The sequence below is a fragment of the Stenotrophomonas sp. 85239_Sma genome, assembly GCF_056481725.1.
The window spans coordinates 3383681-3403236 of the sequence record NZ_CM151163.1; the positions used below are offsets into that span (position 1 = coordinate 3383681).

At 67.5% G+C, this 19556-nt stretch carries 16 protein-coding genes; 7 read left to right on the top strand and 9 right to left on the bottom strand.

Features of this window, described 5'->3' with window-relative positions:
- Positions 1–124 precede the first annotated feature (124 nt).
- The 4 genes from prpF to prpB form a co-directional block, all read right to left on the bottom strand.
- Complete coding sequence (gene prpF / locus ACYKG1_RS15830; RefSeq protein ID WP_478470886.1) at positions 125–1303, bottom strand: 2-methylaconitate cis-trans isomerase PrpF; 1179 nt, start codon at positions 1301–1303, stop codon at positions 125–127.
- A gap of 51 nt (positions 1304–1354) precedes the next feature.
- Positions 1355–3973, bottom strand: coding sequence for a Fe/S-dependent 2-methylisocitrate dehydratase AcnD (acnD, locus tag ACYKG1_RS15835; RefSeq protein ID WP_262082843.1), 2619 nt, complete (start codon positions 3971–3973; stop codon positions 1355–1357).
- A gap of 97 nt (positions 3974–4070) precedes the next feature.
- Positions 4071–5228: a bifunctional 2-methylcitrate synthase/citrate synthase gene (prpC, locus tag ACYKG1_RS15840; protein WP_014038133.1), complete on the bottom strand. Its 1158-nt coding sequence runs from the start codon at positions 5226–5228 to the stop codon at positions 4071–4073.
- Positions 5229–5264: 36 nt separating this feature from the next.
- Positions 5265–6158, bottom strand: a complete 894-nt coding sequence (prpB, locus tag ACYKG1_RS15845) for a methylisocitrate lyase (RefSeq protein ID WP_012511842.1) — start codon at positions 6156–6158, stop codon at positions 5265–5267.
- Positions 6159–6313: 155 nt separating this feature from the next.
- Here prpB and prpR point away from each other — a divergent pair, with 155 nt between their 5' ends.
- The gene (gene prpR / locus ACYKG1_RS15850) at positions 6314–7897 is read left to right on the top strand and encodes a propionate catabolism operon regulatory protein PrpR (protein WP_478470887.1); all 1584 of its coding nucleotides are present in this window, start codon (positions 6314–6316) and stop codon (positions 7895–7897) included.
- Between the two features lie 136 nt (positions 7898–8033).
- On the opposite strand, the gene ACYKG1_RS15855 is transcribed toward prpR, so the two are convergent.
- From ACYKG1_RS15855 to pdxH, 3 genes are all read right to left on the bottom strand, one after another.
- Positions 8034–8495, bottom strand: a complete 462-nt coding sequence (locus tag ACYKG1_RS15855) for a DoxX family protein (protein WP_478470888.1) — start codon at positions 8493–8495, stop codon at positions 8034–8036.
- 160 nt (positions 8496–8655) lie between these two features.
- A complete protein-coding gene (locus ACYKG1_RS15860; protein ID WP_262082845.1) occupies positions 8656–9015 on the bottom strand; it encodes a YqfO family protein in 360 nt (119 codons plus the stop codon).
- 9 nt (positions 9016–9024) lie between these two features.
- Entirely contained in the window at positions 9025–9624 is a 600-nt protein-coding gene (gene pdxH, locus ACYKG1_RS15865) for a pyridoxamine 5'-phosphate oxidase (RefSeq protein ID WP_100473610.1), read from the bottom strand.
- 40 nt (positions 9625–9664) lie between these two features.
- Between pdxH and ACYKG1_RS15870 the strand changes: the two genes are divergently transcribed.
- Complete coding sequence (locus ACYKG1_RS15870) at positions 9665–10489, top strand: kinase (protein WP_478470889.1); 825 nt, start codon at positions 9665–9667, stop codon at positions 10487–10489.
- Positions 10490–10495: 6 nt separating this feature from the next.
- On the opposite strand, the gene ACYKG1_RS15875 is transcribed toward ACYKG1_RS15870, so the two are convergent.
- Entirely contained in the window at positions 10496–10699 is a 204-nt protein-coding gene (locus ACYKG1_RS15875) for a dodecin family protein (protein WP_012511846.1), read from the bottom strand.
- Between the two features lie 101 nt (positions 10700–10800).
- On the opposite strand from ACYKG1_RS15875, the gene ACYKG1_RS15880 reads away from it, so the two are divergent.
- From ACYKG1_RS15880 to mdtD, 5 genes are all read left to right on the top strand, one after another.
- Positions 10801–11343 (top strand): shikimate kinase, encoded by a 543-nt coding sequence (locus ACYKG1_RS15880; protein WP_100473612.1) that lies wholly within the window; start codon positions 10801–10803, stop codon positions 11341–11343.
- Positions 11340–12452 carry a 3-dehydroquinate synthase gene (gene aroB, locus ACYKG1_RS15885; RefSeq protein ID WP_262082846.1) on the top strand — a complete coding sequence of 371 codons (1113 nt, stop codon included), beginning with the start codon at positions 11340–11342 and terminating at the stop codon, positions 12450–12452. Before ACYKG1_RS15880 ends, aroB begins: the two co-directional genes overlap by 4 nt.
- A gap of 122 nt (positions 12453–12574) precedes the next feature.
- Positions 12575–12814 (top strand): WGR domain-containing protein, encoded by a 240-nt coding sequence (locus ACYKG1_RS15890; protein ID WP_100473614.1) that lies wholly within the window; start codon positions 12575–12577, stop codon positions 12812–12814.
- A 25-nt stretch (positions 12815–12839) separates the two neighbouring features.
- Positions 12840–13922 carry a uroporphyrinogen decarboxylase gene (gene hemE / locus ACYKG1_RS15895; protein WP_478470890.1) on the top strand — a complete coding sequence of 361 codons (1083 nt, stop codon included), beginning with the start codon at positions 12840–12842 and terminating at the stop codon, positions 13920–13922.
- Between the two features lie 92 nt (positions 13923–14014).
- On the top strand, positions 14015–15424 hold the full coding sequence (gene mdtD, locus ACYKG1_RS15900) for a multidrug transporter subunit MdtD (RefSeq protein ID WP_100475236.1): 1410 nt from the start codon (positions 14015–14017) through the stop codon (positions 15422–15424).
- A gap of 542 nt (positions 15425–15966) precedes the next feature.
- On the opposite strand, the gene ACYKG1_RS15905 is transcribed toward mdtD, so the two are convergent.
- The gene (locus ACYKG1_RS15905; RefSeq protein WP_478470891.1) at positions 15967–19494 is read right to left on the bottom strand and encodes a hybrid sensor histidine kinase/response regulator; all 3528 of its coding nucleotides are present in this window, start codon (positions 19492–19494) and stop codon (positions 15967–15969) included.
- Between the last annotated feature and the right edge of the window lie 62 nt (positions 19495–19556).

Genomic DNA, 19556 nt, shown 5'->3' on the forward strand with positions numbered 1-19556 from the left:
CGTCGATCTCCTCGTTGCGGTGCACGGTTGCCCGTGCACCATGCCAACCAGGGTTGGCAGCTACCAAAGCAATCGGTCTCTGCGGCTTGGTAGTCGCCAACCCTGGTTGGCGACTACCAATGCATCATTCGGCCGGCACCCGCACCTTGCCTTCCATCAGCACGCGGGCGCTGCGGCTCATGATGGCCTTGGTCACCGTCCACTGGCCGTCAACGCGCCCGGCCTGGGCGCCCACGCGGAGCGTGCCGGAGGGGTGACCAAAGGTCACCGCTTCGCGTTCACCACCACCGGCCGCGCGATTGACCAGCGTGCCCGGAATCGCCGCCGCGGTGCCGATCGCCACGGCGGCGGTGCCCATCATCGCGTGGTGCAGCTTGCCCATCGACAGCGCACGCGCGTGCAGATCGATGGCCGAGGCCGCAATGGCCTTGCCACTGGACGACACGTAATCCTGTGCAGGTGCCACGAAGGCGACCTTCGGCGTGTGCTGGCGGGTCGCCGCGTCTTCCAGTTTCGAGATCAGGCCCATGCGCAGCGCGCCGTGCGCGCGGATGGCCTCGAACTTCTGCAGGGCCGCCTTGTCCTCGTTGATCGCCGGCTGCAGCTCGGTACCGGTGTAACCCAGATCCGCCGCATTGAGGAAGATGGTCGGAATGCCGGCGGTGATCATCGTCACCTCGAAGCTGCCCACGCCGGGGACATCAAGGGTGTCCACCAGATTGCCGGTCGGGAACATCGCGCCAGCATCGCCGTCATCGGAGGGATCGATGAATTCCAGCTGGATCTCGGCGGCGGGGAAGGTCACGCCATCCAGCTCGAAATCGCCGGTCTCCTGCACTTCGCCATCGCGCATCGGCACGTGGGCGATGATGGTCTTGCCGATGTTGGCCTGCCAGATGCGCACGGTGCACAGGCCGTCGCGCGGCACGCGGGCCGGATCGATCAGGCCATTGGCAATCGCGAACGGGCCCACCGCGGTGCTGAGATTGCCGCAGTTCCCGCTCCAGTCGACGAAGGCGGTGTCGATGGACACTTGGCCATACAGGTAATCCACATCGTGATCCGGCACCGAGGCGGTGGAAATGATCACGCACTTGCTGGTACTGGAGGTGGCGCCGCCCATGCCGTCGGTCTGCTTGCCATACGGATCGGGCGAGCCGATCACGCGCATCAGCAGTGCGTCGCGTGCGGCACCCGGCACCTGCGCCGCTCCGGGCAGGTCCTGCAGGCGGAAGAACACGCCCTTGCTGGTGCCGCCGCGCATGTAGGTGGCGGGAATACGGAGTTGCGGGAGGAAGGTCATGGATGTGTTCCTTGCAAAGAATGACGGCCCGTTGCCGGGCCGTCGGATGTCTCACGCCACCTTGGCGCCTTCCAGGAAGTCCTGGGCGAAGCGCTGCAGCACGCCACCGGCTTCGTAGATCGCCACTTCCTCGTCGCTGTCCAGGCGGCAGGTGACCGGCACCCTCACGTCCTGGCCGTCGCGGCGGTGGATGACCAGGGTCAGGTCGGCACGCGGGGTGCGCTCGCCGACCACGTCGAAGGTCTCGGTGCCGTCGATGCCCAGGGTCAGGCGGGTGGTGCCGGGCTTGAACTCCAGCGGCAGCACGCCCATGCCGATCAGGTTGGTGCGGTGGATGCGTTCAAAGCCTTCGGCCACGATCGCTTCCACGCCCGCCAGACGCACGCCCTTGGCCGCCCAGTCACGCGAGCTGCCCTGGCCGTAGTCCGCGCCGGCAATGATGATCAGCGGCTGCTTGCGGTCCATGTAGGTCTCGATCGCTTCCCACATGCGCATCACCTTGCCTTCCGGCTCCACGCGCGCCAGCGAACCCTGCTTCACGCTGCCGTCGTCGTTGCGCACCATCTCGTTGAACAGCTTCGGGTTGGCGAAGGTGGCGCGCTGCGCGGTCAGGTGGTCACCGCGGTGGGTGGCGTAGGAATTGAAGTCCTCTTCCGGCAGGCCCATCTTCGCCAGGTATTCACCGGCGGCACTGGACGCCAGGATCGCGTTGGACGGCGACAGGTGGTCGGTGGTGATGTTGTCCGGCAGCACCGCCAGCGCGCGCATGCCAGACAGCGTGCGCTCACCGGCCAGTGCGCCCTCCCAGTACGGCGGACGGCGGATGTAGGTGCTCTGCGGGCGCCAGTCATACAGCGGGCTGACCGCCGCGCCATGCTCCACGCGCACGTTGAACATCGGGTTGTAGACCTTGCGGAACTGCTCAGGCTTCACCGAAGCCTTCACCACCGCATCGATCTCGGCGTCACTCGGCCAGATATCCTTCAGGCGCACGTCGTTGCCATCGGCATCCACGCCCAGCACGTCCTTCTCGATGTCGAAGCGCACGGTGCCGGCGATGGCATAGGCGATCACCAGCGGCGGCGAGGCCAGGAAGGCCTGCTTCGCATACGGGTGGATGCGGCCATCGAAGTTGCGGTTGCCCGACAGCACGGCGGTGGAATACAGGTCGCGATCGATGATCTCCTGCTGGATCGCCGGATCCAGCGCGCCACTCATGCCGTTGCAGGTGGTGCAGGCGAAGGCGACGATACCGAAGCCGAGCTTTTCCAGATCCGGCAGCAGGCCAGCTTCTTCCAGGTACAACTGCACCGCCTTCGAGCCCGGCGCCAGTGACGACTTCACCCAGGGCTTGCGCAGCAGGCCGCGTTCATTGGCCTTGCGCGCCAGCAGGCCGGCGGCGATCACGTTGCGCGGATTGGAGGTATTGGTGCAGCTGGTGATGGCGGCAATGATCACCGCGCCATCAGGCATCAGGCCCTGCGCCTGCTCGGCCTTGCCCGCTTCCAGCTTGGCTTCGTCGGCAATGCCGCGCTCGGCCAGTTCGGCCACCGGCAGGCGGCGATGCGGATTGCTCGGGCCAGCCATGTTGCGCACCACGCTGGACAGGTCGAAGCGCAGCACGCGCTCGTACTGCGCGGTGGCCAGGTCGTCGGCCCACAGGCCAGTGGTACGCGCGTAGTTCTCCACCAGCGCCACCTGCGATTCCTCGCGGCCGGTCAGGCGCAGGTAATCGATGGTCTGCCCGTCGATGTAGAACATCGCGGCGGTCGCGCCGTACTCCGGGCACATGTTGGAGATGGTGGCGCGGTCACCGATGGTCAGTGCCGCGGCACCCTCGCCGAAGAATTCAAGATATGCACCGACCACGCGCTCCTTGCGCAGGAACTCGGTCAGCGCCAGTACCACATCGGTGGCGGTGATGCCCGGCTGCGGCCTGCCGGTCAGCTCGACACCAATGATGTCCGGCAGGCGCATCCACGACGCGCGGCCCAGCATCACGTTCTCCGCCTCCAGGCCGCCGACACCAATCGCGATCACGCCCAGCGCATCCACGTGCGGGGTATGGCTGTCGGTACCCACGCAGGTATCCGGGAAGGCCACGCCGTCCTGCACGTAGACCACCGGCGACATCTTCTCCAGGTTGATCTGGTGCATGATGCCGTTGCCCGGCGGAATCACGTCCACGTTCTGGAACGCCAGCTTGGTCCAGTCGATGAAGTGGAAACGGTCTTCGTTGCGGCGATCTTCGATGGCGCGGTTCTTCTCGAACGCCTGCGGGTCGTAGCCACCGCACTCCACCGCCAGCGAATGGTCGACGATCAGCTGCACCGGCACCACCGGATTGACCTTGGCCGGGTCACCGCCCTTGTCGGCGATCGCATCACGCAGGCCGGCCAGGTCGACCAGTGCGGTCTGGCCGAGGATGTCGTGGCACACCACGCGCGCCGGGAACCACGGGAAGTCGAGGTCCCGGCGGCGCTCGATCAGCTGCTTCAGCGAATCGCCGAGCGTGGCCGGATCGCAGCGGCGCACCAGGTTCTCGGCCAGCACGCGCGAGGTGTACGGCAGGGTGGCGTAGGCGCCGGGCTGGATCGCATCGACGGCGGCGCGCGCGTCGAAATAATCCAGCGCGCTGCCGGGGAGGTTCTTGCGGTAATCGGTATTCATGGGCTGGCGGAGTGCTTGGGGCGGGCCGGGTGCCGGCGGTGCGGCGGCGAAAGCATCCGGCCGGCACGCGGCCGGCCGGATGGATACAGCAGGTGGATCAGACGCGCTTGTCGATGGCGACGAAGTCGCGGTCTTCCGGGCCGATGTAGTTGGCGCTCGGGCGGATGATCTTGCCGTCGATGCGCTGCTCGACGATGTGCGCGCTCCAACCAGCGGTACGGGCGATCACGAACAGCGGGGTGAACATGGCAGTCGGCACGCCCATCATGTGGTAGCTGACGGCGCTGAACCAGTCCAGGTTCGGGAACATCTTCTTGATGTCCCACATCACCGATTCCAGGCGCTCGGCGATGTCGTACATCTTCATGCTCGACTGCTCTTCGGACAACTCGCGGGCCACGTCCTTGATCACCTTGTTGCGCGGATCGGACACGGTGTAGACCGGGTGGCCGAAACCGATCACCACTTCCTTGCGCTCGACGCGGGCCTTGATGTCTTCCTCGGCCTCATCGGGATTGTCGTAGCGCTTCTGCACTTCGAACGCCACTTCGTTGGCGCCGCCGTGCTTCGGGCCGCGCAGCGCGCCGATGCCACCGCAGATCGCGCTGTACATGTCGCTGCCGGTACCTGCGATGACGCGGCAGGTGAAGGTCGAGGCGTTGAACTCGTGCTCGGCGTACAGGATCAGCGAGGTGTGCATCGCCTTCACCCACGATTCCTGCGGCTTCTCGCCGTGCAGCAGGTGCAGGAAGTGGCCACCGATCGAGTCATCGTCGGTTTCCACGTCGATGGCGCGGCCGTTGTGGCTCCAGTGGTACCAGTACAGCAGCATCGAACCGAGGCAGGCCATCAGCTTGTCGGCGATGTCGCGCGCACCCGGATGGTTGTGGTCATCCTTCTCCGGCGCCACGCATCCGAGCACGGACACGCCGGTGCGCATCACGTCCATCGGGTGCGCCGACGGCGGCAGTTCTTCCAGCGCCGCCTTCACCGCAGCCGGGATGCCACGCAGCGACTTCAGCTTGGCCTTGTACGAAACCAGCTCGGCGCGGGTCGGCAGCTTGCCGTGCACCAGCAGGTAGGCGATTTCCTCGAACTCGCTGGTGTTGGCCAGGTCCAGGATGTCGTAGCCGCGGTAATGCAGGTCGTTGCCGCTGCGGCCCACGCTGCACAGCGCGGTGTTGCCGGCAGCGGTGCCGGACAGGGCGACGGACTTCTTCGGCTTGAAGGTCGGGGTTGCGGTCGTATCGTTCATGTTTCCCTCCGAAAACTTGATGGTGCAGGGTACTGCTTATTTCTTGGCGGCGAACAGTGCGTCGAGCTGCTGCTCGAAGGCGTGGTAGCCGATGCGGTCGTACAGCTCTTCGCGCGTCTGCATGCTCTCCACCACATTGCGCTGATGGCCATCGCGGCGCACCGCCTGGTAGACGTTCTCGGCGGCCTTGTTGGCCGCACGGAAGGCCGACAGCGGGAACAGCTGGATGGCAACGCCAGCCGAAGCAAGTTCATCGCGGCTGAACAGCGGGGTGGCACCGAATTCGGTGATGTTGGCCAGCACCGGCACCTTCACCGCGTCGACGAAGCGGCGATAGGTGTCCAGATCGTAGGCAGCCTCGGCAAAGATGCCGTCTGCACCGGCCTCGACACAGGCGATGGCGCGCTCGATGGCCTTGTCCACGCCGTCCACCTGGATGGCGTCGGTGCGTGCGATCAGGAAGAAGTCCGGATCGGTCTTGGCATCGGCGGCCGCCTTCACCCGATCGACCATTTCACCCTGCGAGACGATCTCCTTGCCCGGGCGGTGACCGCAGCGCTTGGCGCCGACCTGGTCCTCGATGTGGCAAGCGGCCGCGCCGGCCTTGATCAGCGACTTCACGGTGCGCGCGATGTTGAACGCGCTCGGGCCAAAGCCGGTGTCGATGTCGACCATCAGCGGCAGGTCACACACATCGGTGATGCGGCGCACGTCGATCAGCACGTCTTCCAGGGTGTTGATGCCCAGGTCCGGCAGGCCCAGCGAGCCCGCGGCAACGCCGCCACCCGACAGGTAGATGGCGCGGAAGCCGGCGCGCTTGGCCAGCAGGGCGTGGTTGGCGTTGATCGCGCCGATCACCTGCAACGGCGATTCGGCAGCCAGCGCCTCACGGAAGCGGGCACCGGCGGAGAAAGGGGCGGAAGCAGTCATGCGGCAATCCAGGTTTGAAGAACGACGGGGTAGGCGCAAGCACCATGCCAAGCTGCAAGCCATTGATTTCACGGGGATGACGCTCACGCAACAGTGAAACATATGGAACGTTGAAACAGATGTATCATGAAACACCCCGATCACCCCTCTCCGTCATGTACCTGCCCCGCTCGCCCCTGCGCCACGCCGATGCCGACCCCGGCCGCCCGGTGATCTGGACCGTCAGCGTCTCGCGGTTGACCGGCCTGCTCGGCGACGTCATTCCCGAGTTCGACCGCCGCGCGCGCATCGAGCAGATCAACCTCGGCTTCGAGGAAGCGGTGGAGGTGATCGGCCAGCGCCTGCGACGCGAGCACTGCGACGTGGTGATCGCCGGCGGCTCCAACGCCGCCTGGCTGCGCGGCAGGCTGGAGCTGCCGCTGGTGCCGATCCAGGCCAACGGCTTCGACCTGATGGAGGCGCTGGCCCGCGCCCGCCGCATCGCCAGCCGCATCGGCCTGGTCACCCACGCCAGCGACGTACCGGTATTCAGCAATTTCCAGCAGAGCTTCGGCCTGGATATCGAGCATCGCCGTTTCGTCACCCGCGAGGATGCGCGCGACTGCATCGCCGACCTGCGCGCCAACGGCATCGAGGTGATCGTCGGCACCGGCATGGCCATCGACCACGCCGAACAGGCCGGCCTGCCCGGGGTGCTGCTGTATTCGGCCGACTCGGTACGGCAGGCGTTCGAACATGCGCTGGAACTGACCCAGGCCCTGGCACGTTCCGGCAGCCACCGCCCTGCCCCGCGCCGGCGCCCGGCAGCGCGTGCCGATGCGCATGAACTGCTCGGCGACAGCGATGCGATGGCGCAGGTGCGCGCGCAGATCGCGCTCTACGCCCCACATGACAGCACCGTGCTGGTCAGCGGCGAAACCGGCACCGGCAAGGAACTGGTCGCGCGCCAGCTGCACGCCGCCAGCGGTCGTCGTGGACGCTTCGTCGCGCTGAACTGCGGCGCGATCAGCGAATCGCTGCTGGAGGCGGAATTGTTCGGTTACAGCGATGGCGCCTTCACTGGCGCACGCCGTGGGGGGCGTGTCGGCCTGGTCGAAGCTGCAGATGGCGGCACCCTGTTCCTGGATGAAATCGGCGAGCTGCCGCTTCCGCTGCAGACCCGGCTGCTGCGCGTACTGGAGGAACGTGAAGTGCTGCGCGTGGGTGCCACCGAGCCGACGCCGGTGGACCTGCGCGTGGTGGCCGCCACCCTGCAGTCGCTGGAACAGCGCGCGGCAGCCGGCAGCTTCCGGCGCGATCTCTACTACCGCCTGGCAGCGCTGCGCATCGCGCTGCCGCCGCTGCGTGCGCTGCGTGCGGACATCCCGCTGCTGGCCCAGCATTTCTTCCGCCAGCTGCGGGGCATCGATGCACCACTGGATGAGGACGCACTGGCGATACTGACCACCGCCGAGTGGCCCGGCAACGTGCGTGAGCTGCGCAACCTGGTGGATCGGCTGCGCATCCACTGGCAATCCGGCGAAGGATTGATCGACGCGGCCCGGTTGCTGCAGCTGGCGCCCGAGCTGGTCAATGAGGGCATCGCTGCACTGCCCGTGGAAAGCAGCGGCAGGCGTCCGCCACGCGCTCAGTTGGAAACACTGCTGCAGGAGCACCGCAATGACCGCGAAGGCATGGCGCAGGCGCTGGGCGTGTCACGCACCACGCTATGGCGCTGGCTGCGCGCGGAGGGGTTGTGACCACTCGTTGTCTGGTGGGTGCGGCCCCTGGTTCGCACCGCTCTTCCGTCAAGCATCTCATCCACGCATGGCGTGGAGCTACCGGAACACGCCAGATGCTGCAGACGCGCTCCGGCTGCGTGCGGACGAGGCACGCTCACCGCGCCCAACGTGCCTCGAAGGCGAACCGACCGCTCCCTGCCGCCGCAACCCATAACAGCAGCACCCCAAGCGGCACTTCGCTCAGGTAGAAGAACCAGCTCAGCCAATCCGGCACGCTCAGTCCCGCAGGAATGCGCGTGATGCCATCGGTCAGTGCTGCTACCGCACAGATGCCCGCCAGCAGCAAGGCCGAGGGGCGGCTCAACAACCCCAGCACCAGCAGGCCGCCGGCGATCCATTCAATCGCACCCAGTATCGGCGCACTGGACACCGGGAACGGAATGCCCGCGTCGACCAGGGTATGCACCATGCGCTCACGCCCCGCGTCGGTGAACAGCTTGTTCCAGCCGGACACACAGAACATCACCCCGGCCACGATGCGGGCGAGCAACAGCAGGAAGGCTTCCACGCCACGGCGCGGTGAAGGCACGGCAAACAGGCAACGCCAGGAGGGCATGGCAACTCCGGAAGTCGGGGGCATTCGTCGGAGTGTGCCGGTCGCTGGCCTGCTCGCAGATGAAGCGAACCGGTTGGTTCGGCCAGCCTGCTCCCGTAGTGCCGAGCCATGCTCGATTGCCTTCCCTGCCGGGACAACAGCAGCCGCGCAGGGCTCCACTCTACGGCAGCAGCCCGTCGGCCAACAGGACCTCGATTTCCTCGACCTGCACCACCGGCACCTGCCAGGGATGATGCGGCACGATGCCCTGCTCGAAGATGCACTGCAGCCGCTGCGGATCACGCGGCAGGCAGAGTTCCAGGCGCACGCTGCCGACCACTTCGGTGCGACCCGCCACACCCTGCACGGGCGACGCGCCCACGCGCGGGCGGAACTGCTCGAACCCCGGCGCCGACCACCACATCCCGTGCTCGTAGTCACCGGCGGCCAGCGCGTCCACGGCGAGGATGCCCTGCTTCACCGCGTCCAGTGCTACCGATGGCACGAATACCACCACGCGGTACATCGGCAGGCGTTGCATCGCGCAGCCTTACGGGTAGAGCAGGCGCTTGCTCCAGCGCCCCTCGGCGCCGGCCTCATAGCACCAGCGTTCATGCAGCCGGAACTGCGCGCCGTACCAGAATTCGATGCGGTCGGGTACCACGCGCAGACCGCTCCAACCGTCCGGGCGGGGCACGTCCTTGCCTTCGAAGCGGGCTTCGATCTCGGCCACGCGGGCGTCGAACTCCTCGCGCGTTGCCAGCGTCTTCGACTGCTGCGAGGCCCAGGCGCCGATCTGGCTCATGCGTGGGCGGCTGGCGAAATAGGCATCGGCCTCGGTGTCGGCCACCTGCTCGACACGGCCCTCGATGCGCACCTGGATGCCGGCCTCGCGCAGGCTGCGCCACAGGAACAGCAGCGCGGCCTGTGGGTTGGCCTGCAGTTCCCGGCCCTTGTGGCTGTCCAGGTGGGTGTAGAACACGAAGCCACGCTCATCGAAGGCCTTCAGCAGCACAGTGCGCGCCGAGGGACGGCCCCGTGTATCGGCGGTGGCCACGGTCATCGCGTTCGGCTCGACCTCGCGGCTCTGTTTGGCCTCTTCGAACAGGCCGGCAAACGTGGACAGGGCTTCGGCGTACAGGTCGCTCATGATTGCGGTCTTCTCACACGGATTGGGCTATTGTGGCTGCATGGCCGCTGCTGCGTATATGCCCCAGGTGAAAGGATTCCCCGAAACATTGGCCGAACAGGTGCTGGACGATGCACTGGGCAGCGGCGCAGCAGTGCCAGTATTGGCGATCAGCGGCCTGCAGGGGAGCGGCAAATCGACGCTGGCCGCGCAGGTGGTGGCGCGCGCACAGGCACGCGGCCTGAACGCCGCTACGTTGTCGATCGATGACGTCTACCTCACCCGCGCGCAGCGCCAGCGACTGGCCCGCCAGGTGCACCCGCTGCTGATCACCCGTGGCCCGCCCGGCACCCATGACCTGCCGCTGGCCCACGCGGTGCTGGACGCGGTGGCCGCACGCACGCCCTTGGCCATGCCGCGCTTCGACAAGCTGGCCGACGAACGCCTGCCCGAGGCGCAATGGCCGCAGTTGCAGCAACTGGACCTGCTGGTATTCGAAGGCTGGTTCCTGGGCACGCCGGCACAGGATGACGACGCGCTTGAAAGTCCGCTGAACGCGCTGGAGCGCGAGGCCGACGGCGATGGCCGCTGGCGCCGCTGGTGCAACCAGGCGCTGTCCCGCGACTACCCTGCGTTGTGGCAGCGCTGCGACCGCCTGTGGTTCCTGCAGCCGCCGGATTTCTCGGTGGTGCCGCGCTGGCGCTGGCAGCAGGAACAGAACCTGCAGGCCGCGCAGCCGGGCCGGCACGGCATGAGCCGGCCGCAGCTGGAGCGCTTCGTGCAGTACTACGAGCGGGTCAGCCGGCAGGCACTGCATGCCCTCCCGCGCCTGGCCGACCACGTGGTGATGCTTGATGGCCAGCGCCAGGTGCAGGCGGTGCGCTGAGGGCGCCTATTCCACCAGGAACGTCACCCGCAGGTTGACCCGCCATTCGGTGATTTCGCCGTTGCCATCGGTCACCACTTTGGTTTCGTTGATCCAGGCACCCTGGATGCCCTTGACCGTCCCGGACACCTTCTTCAAGCCACTGCGCACGGCATCCTCCACGCTCTTGGGCGAGGACGCATTGATTTCGATGACTTTGGCGACCGTCATGGCGGGTACTCCGTCAGGCGCGGGAAAACCCCCGCAGGAACGGCCACCCTGACGTGAAGAACGTAAAGGCCACGGCACGGAGGTGTTAGGATCGCAGGGGCATGAATCCTGCTCCGAACCTGATCCTGATCGGCCCGATGGGCGCCGGTAAAACCTGCATCGGCCGCCGCTTGGCCGAGCGCTTCACGCTGGACTTCGTCGATGTCGACCAGGCCATCGTCGATGCCGCCGGCGCCAGCATCCCGACCATTTTCGAGCATTCCGGCGAAGCCGGCTTCCGGGCCCATGAACGCCAGGCCCTTGCGCGCGTGCTGGACGGCCGCGGCAAGCTGGTTTCCACCGGTGGCGGCGCCGTGCTGGATCCCGGCAACCGTGCACTGATCGCCCGGCGCGGCTTCGTGGTCTACCTGCGGGTCAGTGTGGCCGCGCAGCTGGAACGGCTGGCCCGCGACAAGGCTCGGCCGTTGCTGCAGCGCCCGGACCGCGAGCAGGTGTTGCACGATCTGGCTGCACACCGCGACCCGCTGTACCGCGAACTGGCCGACCTCACCCTTGATACCGACCCGTATACCGCTGCCGACGCGACCGCCCACCTGGTGGTCAAGCTGGCCACGCAATGGCAGCGCCAGGACCTGACCGCATGACTTCCCCCGCCCTGCTGCAGGTCGCCGTTGGCGGCGACCGCCCTTACTCCATCACCATCGGCGCCGGTGCCCAGGCCGACGGCGCCGCGCTGGCCTCGCATGTTCGCGGCCGCCACGTGCTGCTGCTCAGCGACAGCGAAGTGGCCCCGCGCTATCTGGACGCCGTGAAGCAGACGCTGATGGCCGCACGCCCCGACCTGATCGTCGGCGAGCACGTGCTGGCCGCGGGCGAAGCCTCCAAGACCCTGGCCGAATTCGGCCGCGCGATCGAAGCGCTGGCCGCGCTCGGCGCCACCCGAGATGCCTGCGTGTTCGCACTCGGCGGCGGCGTGGTCGGTGACCTTGCCGGGTTCGCTGCCGCCTGCTGGATGCGCGGCGTGGACTGCGTACAGCTTCCGACCACCCTGTTGGCGATGGTCGATTCGTCGGTGGGCGGCAAGACCGCAGTCGATATTCCGGCCGGCAAGAACCTGGTCGGCGCGTTCCATCCGCCGCGCGCGGTGATCGCCGATACCCGCGTGCTCGCCACCCTGCCGCCGCGCGAGCTGCGCGCCGGCCTGGCCGAAGTGGTGAAGTACGGCGCACTCGGCGACGCGGTGTTCTTCGAATGGCTGCAGCAGCATGCCGATGCGCTGATCGCCGGCGAAGACAACGTGCTTTCCGAAGCCATCGCGCGCAGCTGCCGGCACAAGGCCGCCATCGTCGAGCGCGATCCGTTCGAGAAGGGCGAGCGTGCCCTGCTCAACCTCGGCCATACCTTCGGCCATGCCATCGAGACCGAACAGGGCTATTCGGCCCCGGGCCGCGATGCGCTGAACCATGGTGAGGCGGTGGCGGTGGGCATGGTGCTGGCGGCAAAGCTGTCCTCCGACCTCGGCCTGGCCGACGACGCCGACCGCGCGCGCCTGCAGGCGCTGCTGGAACGCCTCGGCCTGCCGGTGGCGATCCCGGACGGGCTGGACCCGCAGGCCCTGCTCGGCCGCATGCGCCTGGACAAGAAGAACGTGGCCGGCCGCCTGCGCCTGGTGCTGTGGCGTGGCATGGGCCGCGCTGAAGTGGTGCCGGACGTGGATGAAGCGGCGGTGCTGAAGGTGCTGGGCGCGGGCTGATCGTTTCCGCGCTCGCCGGGCATGGCCCGGCGCTACCGGGGAGGTTTCATGAGACTGCCGGCCAGTGGCCGGCACGACCGCGTTGCGGCCGGGGTCACCCTGGCCCCGCTACAATCGGCGCCATGCACGTCTTCCTGCAACATCCCGACGCCGGTGCGCAGGCACCGCGTTTCCTGCGCCTGAGCCTGCTGCCGGACCTGTTCGGTGGCTGGGAGCTGCTGCGCGAGAGCGGCCGCGTCGGCAGCCGCTCGCAGCTGCGGCGCGAACTGTTCCTGCAGGCCGACGAAGCCCGCCACGCCTTCGAGAAGGCCCGCGATGCCGAATTGCATCGCGGCTTCCAGATCCTTTCGCACGGCGACTGACGCCGCTGCTCCTCCCGTCCAAGGAATGCCCATCGTGACCAGCCCTCTCCGCAACGATCGCCTGCTGCGCGCCCTGCGCCGCGAACCGGTGGACTGCACCCCCGTCTGGCTGATGCGCCAGGCCGGCCGCTACCTGCCGGAATACCGCGCGACCCGGGCCAAGGCAGGCAGTTTCCTGGCCATGGCCAAGACCCCGGAGATCGCCTGCGAAGTCACCCTGCAGCCGCTGCGCCGCTTCCCGCTGGATGCGGCCATCCTGTTCTCGGACATCCTCACCATTCCCGATGCGATGGGCCTGGAGCTGTACTTCGTCGAAGGCGAAGGCCCGAAGTTCCGCCACCCGGTGCGTGATGAAGCGGCCATCGCCAAGCTGGCGGTGCCGGACATGGAACAGGACCTGGGCTACGTGATGGATGCGGTACGCCTGATCCGCCGCGAGCTGGACGGCCAGGTGCCGCTGATCGGCTTCTCCGGCAGCCCATGGACGCTGGCCTGCTACATGGTGGAAGGCGGCGGCAGCAAGGATTTCGCGCGCATCAAGGCGATGGCGCTGAACCATCCGCAGGCCCTGCATCGCCTGCTGGAGGTCACCACCGAAGCGGTGATTGCCTACCTCGGTGCGCAGCGCGCGGCCGGTGCGCAGGCGCTGCAGGTGTTCGACACCTGGGGCGGCGTACTCTCGCCGGCGATGTACCGCGAGTTCTCGCTGCGCTACCTGCAGCGGATTGCCCAGGGCCTGGACCGTGGCGAGGGCAGCGAGCGCACCCCGCTGATCCTGTTCGGCAAGGGCACCGGCCTGCACCTGGAAGCGCTGTCGCAGACCGGTGCCGATGCACTGGGCCTGGACTGGACGCTGGACCTGGACGAGGCGATGCGCCGCACCGGTGGCCGCGTCGCGCTGCAGGGCAACCTCGACCCGACCACGCTGTACGCTTCACCGGATGCGATCGCCGCGGCCGCCGCGCGCGTGCTCGACACCTACGCGGCCGGCAACGGCGGTTCGCGCGAGGGCCATGTGTTCAACCTCGGCCATGGCATGTCGCCGGACATGGACCCTGCGCATGTGCAGGTTCTGGTCGACGCGGTGCACGCGCACAGCCAACGCTGAGCATTGCGCATGCAGGTACGGCGCGTCCTTGATCGCGCCGTGACCCGCATTGCGCGATCATGGCGGTCCCCACGCTGCACCGGCCGCACGCCATGCCTACATCGTCATCGACCTACAACCGCCACCGCCCCCTGCTGTGGCTGGTGTCCTTGGCGATCTTCATGCAGATGCTGGACTCGACCATCGTCAACACGGCCCTGCCGGCAATGGCGGCGAGCCTGGGCGAGAGCCCGCTGCAGATGCAGTCGGTGGTGTTCAGCTATGCGCTGGCGGTGGCCACCTTCATTCCTGCCTCGGGCTGGATCGCCGACCGCTACGGCACCCGGCGCACCTTCCTGGTGGCGATCATCCTGTTCACCCTCGGCTCGCTGGCCTGCGCGCTGGCCCAGCACCTGCACCAGCTGGTCGGCGCGCGCGTGCTGCAGGGCATCGGCGGTGCGATGCTGCTGCCGGTCGGTCGGCTGGCGGTGATGCGTTCGGTGCCGCGCGAGGATTTCCTGCGCGCGATGAGCTTCATCGCCATCCCGGCCCTGGTCGGCCCGTTGATCGGCCCGACGCTGGGCGGCTGGCTGGTCGAGATCGCCTCGTGGCACTGGGTGTTCCTGATCAACCTGCCGATCGGCGTGATCGGTTTCATCGCCGCGATGAAGATCATGCCTGACCACTACGCCAGCCATCGCACACGTTTCGACCTGCGCGGCTACATCATGCTGGCCTTCGCGATGGTGGTGTTGTCGCTGGCGCTGGACGGCATCTCCGGGCTCGGTACGCCACACGCATTGGTCATGCTGATGACCGTCGCCGGCCTGGCCGCGCTGGTGGGTTACTGGCTGCACGCCGCCAACTCCACTGCGCCCTTGTTCTCGCTGGCACTGTTCCGCGTGCCCAGCTACCGCATCGGCATTCTCGGCAACCTGTTCTCGCGCATTGGCAGCAGCGCCATGCCGATGCTGATTCCGCTGCTGCTGCAGGTCGGCCTCGGCCTGGGCCCGATGCACGCTGGCCTGATGATGGTGCCGGTGGCGGCCGCCGGCATGGTGTCGAAGAAGCTGGCGGTAAAGCTGGTCGAGCGCTACGGCTACCGCCGCGTGCTGATGGTCAACACCGTGCTGGTCGGCCTGGCAATGGCCAGCTTCATCCTGATGACACCGGGCCAGCACCTGGCCTGGCGCCTGTTGCAGCTGGCGTTCTTCGGCGCGGTCAATTCCCTGCAGTTCACCGTGATGAACACCGTGACCCTGCGCGATCTGGACCGCGAATTCGCCAGTTCCGGCAACAGCCTGCTGTCGATGGTGATGATGCTGGCCGCCGGTTTCGGCGCCGCAGCCGCCGGCAGCCTGTTGGCCGCGTTCGGCACCCACCTGGACAGCACCGACGCTACTGCGGCGTTGCATGCCACGTTCCTGTGCGTGGGCGCGATCACGCTGACCTCGACGATGATCTTCTGGCAGCTGCCCGACACCAAGCCTGAACCGCGGCAGGTCGAGCACGTCGCGGAGTGAGGTCTGGCAGGGCCTGCGACCCTGCACCCGCTACACGCAACGGCAACGGCAACAGCTGAAGCAACAGCCAAAGCAGCATTCCGTGGGATGGTGGGGCGGTGTCGGGTTGCGGGGACGCCGCAAGTACGTCCTTGTAGGCTTGGCAGCCGCATCCATGCGGCTGACACCCCGCAACCCGACACCGCCCCACCTCTGACAGATGGTCGCTGCTGTTGGTGGCTGTCGACCTTGGTCGACACGGTAGATCCACGCCATGCGTGGATGAAAGCTGTCAGATATCGAAATACATCTGGGGTCAGATCCGTTTTCCTTCGGAAAACGGATCTGACCCTGAGCGTCGTTCCGACAGATCGCGGAAAACTGTCGAAGGCGGGGTGGGTCCGGTGGCGGGAGTCTCCGCGGCATGGATGCCGCGGCCAAGCCCCCAGGGACGGGTTTACGGCGTCTCCCGCCACCGGACCCACCCCGCCATCCCACGGATTGCACGCTTTTGACGTTGACGTTGATTCTGCAGGTGCAGGGCCGCAGGCCCTGCTGAATCCCTACCTTCCCATCGCCCTGGCGATCGCTTCCACCAGCAGCTCGCCGGTCACCGGCTTGCGCAGGAAGCCACCGATGCCGGCCGCTTCCACCTGCTGCTGAAGGTCCGGATCAGTCCGCGCGGTCACCGCCAGCAACGGCAGCATGTAGCCCTGGTTGCGCAGGTGCTGGGCCAGTTCGAAGCCGCTCAGGCCTGGCAGGTCCAGATCCAGCAGGCCAACGTCGAAATCGCCGGCACTGATCTCGCGCAGCGCCGCCAGCGCGTGGCCCGCATGCACCACCTCGTGGCCGCGTGCGCTCAACAGCCCCCGCACCACATCGGCCACGGTGGCATCGTCCTCGACCAGCAGCACCCGCAGCGGTGGCATGTTCGCCGCCTCGTCGCGATTGCCCTCCCCGGACGCCTCGGCATCACTGTCCACCACCAGTGGCAACGGCAGGGTCACGCCGAAACAGGTGCCCCGGCCCAGCTGGCTCTCCACCTGGATCCGCCCCTGCATCGCATGGGCCAGCTCGCGGCAGATCGCCAGGCCGAGGCCGCTGCCACCGTACTGCGCTGCGGTACGTGCACCGTCGGCCTGCTCGAAGCGGCGGAACAGGCGCTGCTGCTGTTCCTGGCTGATGCCGGGGCCGGTATCGCGCACTTCGAAATGCAGCGCGCGCAGTTCGCCATCGCAGCGTGCATGCAGGGTAATCGTGCCGCGGCTGGTGAATTTCACTGCATTGGACAACAGGTTGAGCAGGATCTGCCGCACGCGCATGGCATCACCGGTCGCCTGCAGGCCCGGCGGCAGCTGGTTGTCGAGGGTGAAGCGCAGGCCCTTCTGTGCGGCCAGCGGGCCCATCAGGGCCGCGAGGTCGTGCAACAGGCCATTCAAGGCAAACGACTGCGACTGCAGTTCCAGGCGGCCAGACTCGATACGCGCCAGGTCCAGCGCATCGTTGACCAGGTGCAGCAGGTGCTCGCCAGCATGCCGGATCGACTGCGTGTAGCCACGCTGCTGCGGGTCCAGTGGTGATGCCAGCAGCAACTCGCTCATGCCCAGCACGCCGGTCATCGGCGTACGGATCTCATGGCCAAGGTTGGCCAGGAAGCGGGTCTTGGCCGCCGAGGCCTGCTCGGCCAGTTCCTGCTTGTGCAGCGCCAACTGGTAGGCGTGGCGCCGCTGCAGGCGGCGTCGGTACAACCAGGCGAACCAGCTGGTCAGCAGCAATCCGACCGACGCCAGCACCAGCAGGCCGGACAGGCTGCGCCACCACGGCGGCTGCACGCGGAATTCCAGACTCTGCACCCGCGACCACACATGGTCGGCCGAGCGTGCCTGCACTTCCAGCCGGTAACTTCCCGGCGCCAGGCGCGAGAACAGACGCTCGCCCGCCGGGCCGACTTCGACCCAATCCGGATCGTAGCCCGCCAAGCGGTAGCGGTAGGTATTGGACGCCGAGTCGGCGAAGGACAGCAATCGCGCGACGATGCGCAGGTCGCGGTCGCCATCGGCGATCTGCAACGGTGCATCGTGGGTCATGTCCAGCACCTGCTCGTTGCGGCGCACTTCCACCCGCTCGATCACCAGTGGGGCGCGACGTACCGAAGGCCGCACCTGCTCCGGGTCGAACACCACGGCGCCCGCCGCTGTTCCGGCCACCAGGTGGCCATCGGCTGCTGCAATCAAGGTGTGCTCGCGGAACTCCTGGCTTGGCAGGCCGTCGTGCACGCCATACAGGCGCACGCTCTGCCCATCGACGCTGACACGTACCAGGCCGCGTGCGCTGGTCGCCCAGGCCACGCCCTGCGCATCCACCACCAGGCCAGAGGCGGAGATCGCCGGATAGCCCTGTTCGGCACCGACCACCGCCTGCCGTTCCAGGCGCCCCTGGCTCCAGCGATATCGCGACAGGCGCCCGTCCTCGGACAACCAGACCTGGCCATCGCCGCCCACATGCAGCGCATGGATGGCGGTTGCCGGCGCCCCCGGCACCGGCTGGAAGCGCTCGCTTTCCGGCAACCACTGCAGCAGGCCACGACTGCTGGCCAGCCAGATGTGGTCCTGCGGACCGCATTCCACATCGAGGTTGAGCTGGCCCTGCTGCAGTCCACGCTGGCCATTGTCCAGCTGGCGACGCACGCGCCCGTCGAGGTCGCGCTGCTGCAGGCCTGCGGGCAGCATCAACCAGAGGCTGTCGCCATCGCAGGTCATCATCGCTTCGATGACCCCTTCCATCGCTGCATCGGCACCGGCGTCGCGCCCCCAGCGGCGCACGTCGCGCCGTTGCGGGTCGTAGCGCACCAGCGCATCGGTCGACCCGATCCAGACCTGGCCGCGACGGTCCTCACGCACCGACGACAACCAGTGCATGCCGTTGACCCAGGTACGGTGCTGTTCGATCCTGCCGGTTTTCGGATCGAAGCGATCCAGCGCGCCATGGCTGCCCACGGTCCAGACGCCGCCATTGCTGGACGGGCTGGTGCCCAGCACCAGCGCATTGCGCAGCGAACTGGGGTCGTCCTCCAGGCGCGACAGCACCGAGAACTGCCACCAGCGTGGCAGCAGGTGCCACAGCCCGGCATTGGTGCTGGCCAACCAGATACCCCCCTCCCGATCCTCATAGGCACCGGTCCAGTTCGGTCGTACCGGCCCGCGCGCGATCGCGCTGTACAGCGGCACGGTCTGGTACTGGCCATCGACCGCGCGCCCCAGCCCGGTGCGCGTATCCAGCCAGTGCCCGCCCTGCTCGTCGCGCAGCATCATGCCCAGCACCTGCTCGCCCGGCGGAAGCTTCCACGGGGGTGCCTCGAAGCGCCCATCCGGGCGGCGCACGGTGGCCCCGGCCAACGTGCTGATCCACAGGCTGCCATCCGGTTCGGTGGTCAAGCCGTTGATCAGCAGACTGGGAATGACGTCCGTACCGACACGCTCGAAGTCGGTCCCGGTCCAGCGCGCCACGCCATGCTTGGTGCCGATCCACAGGCTGCCATCGGGCAGCGTGGCCAGGTAGGGCACCGACGCGGAGGGCAGGCTGCGCGGATTGTTCGGCTCGGGCAGGAAGCGCTGCAGGCGGTCATGGCTGTCCAATCGATACAGGCCACCTTCGTGGGTACCGAACCAGATCGAGCCGTCAGGCGTGCTGGCCAGGCTCCAGACCGTGTTGGTGCCCATCAACGGCTGGCTGCTGCGGTCGTAGAAGTGCAGCTGCCGGCGGTCGGCCGACATGCGCACCAGGCCGGCATTCTCGGTCCCTATCCACAGCTGGTTGCGGGCATCGACCAGCACCGTCCAGATGCGGTTGTCACGCAGCCCGTCCTCCGAGCGCCACACCCGGTAGGTGCGCCCGTCATAACGGGCCAGGCCATCGTTGGTGGCGATCCACAGGTAACCGTACCGGTCCTCGGCCATGCGGTTGACGGTATTGGACGGCAAGCCATCGAACACCGTCACCTGCCGCGGGCTGGGAGGCACCGGCTGTGCCGCAGCGGGCAACGCGCAGCACAGCAGGACCAGCAGCAGCATCGCCGCCCGCAGATACACCACCGATTGCCTCCTCACGCTGATCCTGATGATTCCCGCGCTGCGGGCGTCGGCATGGTAAACCG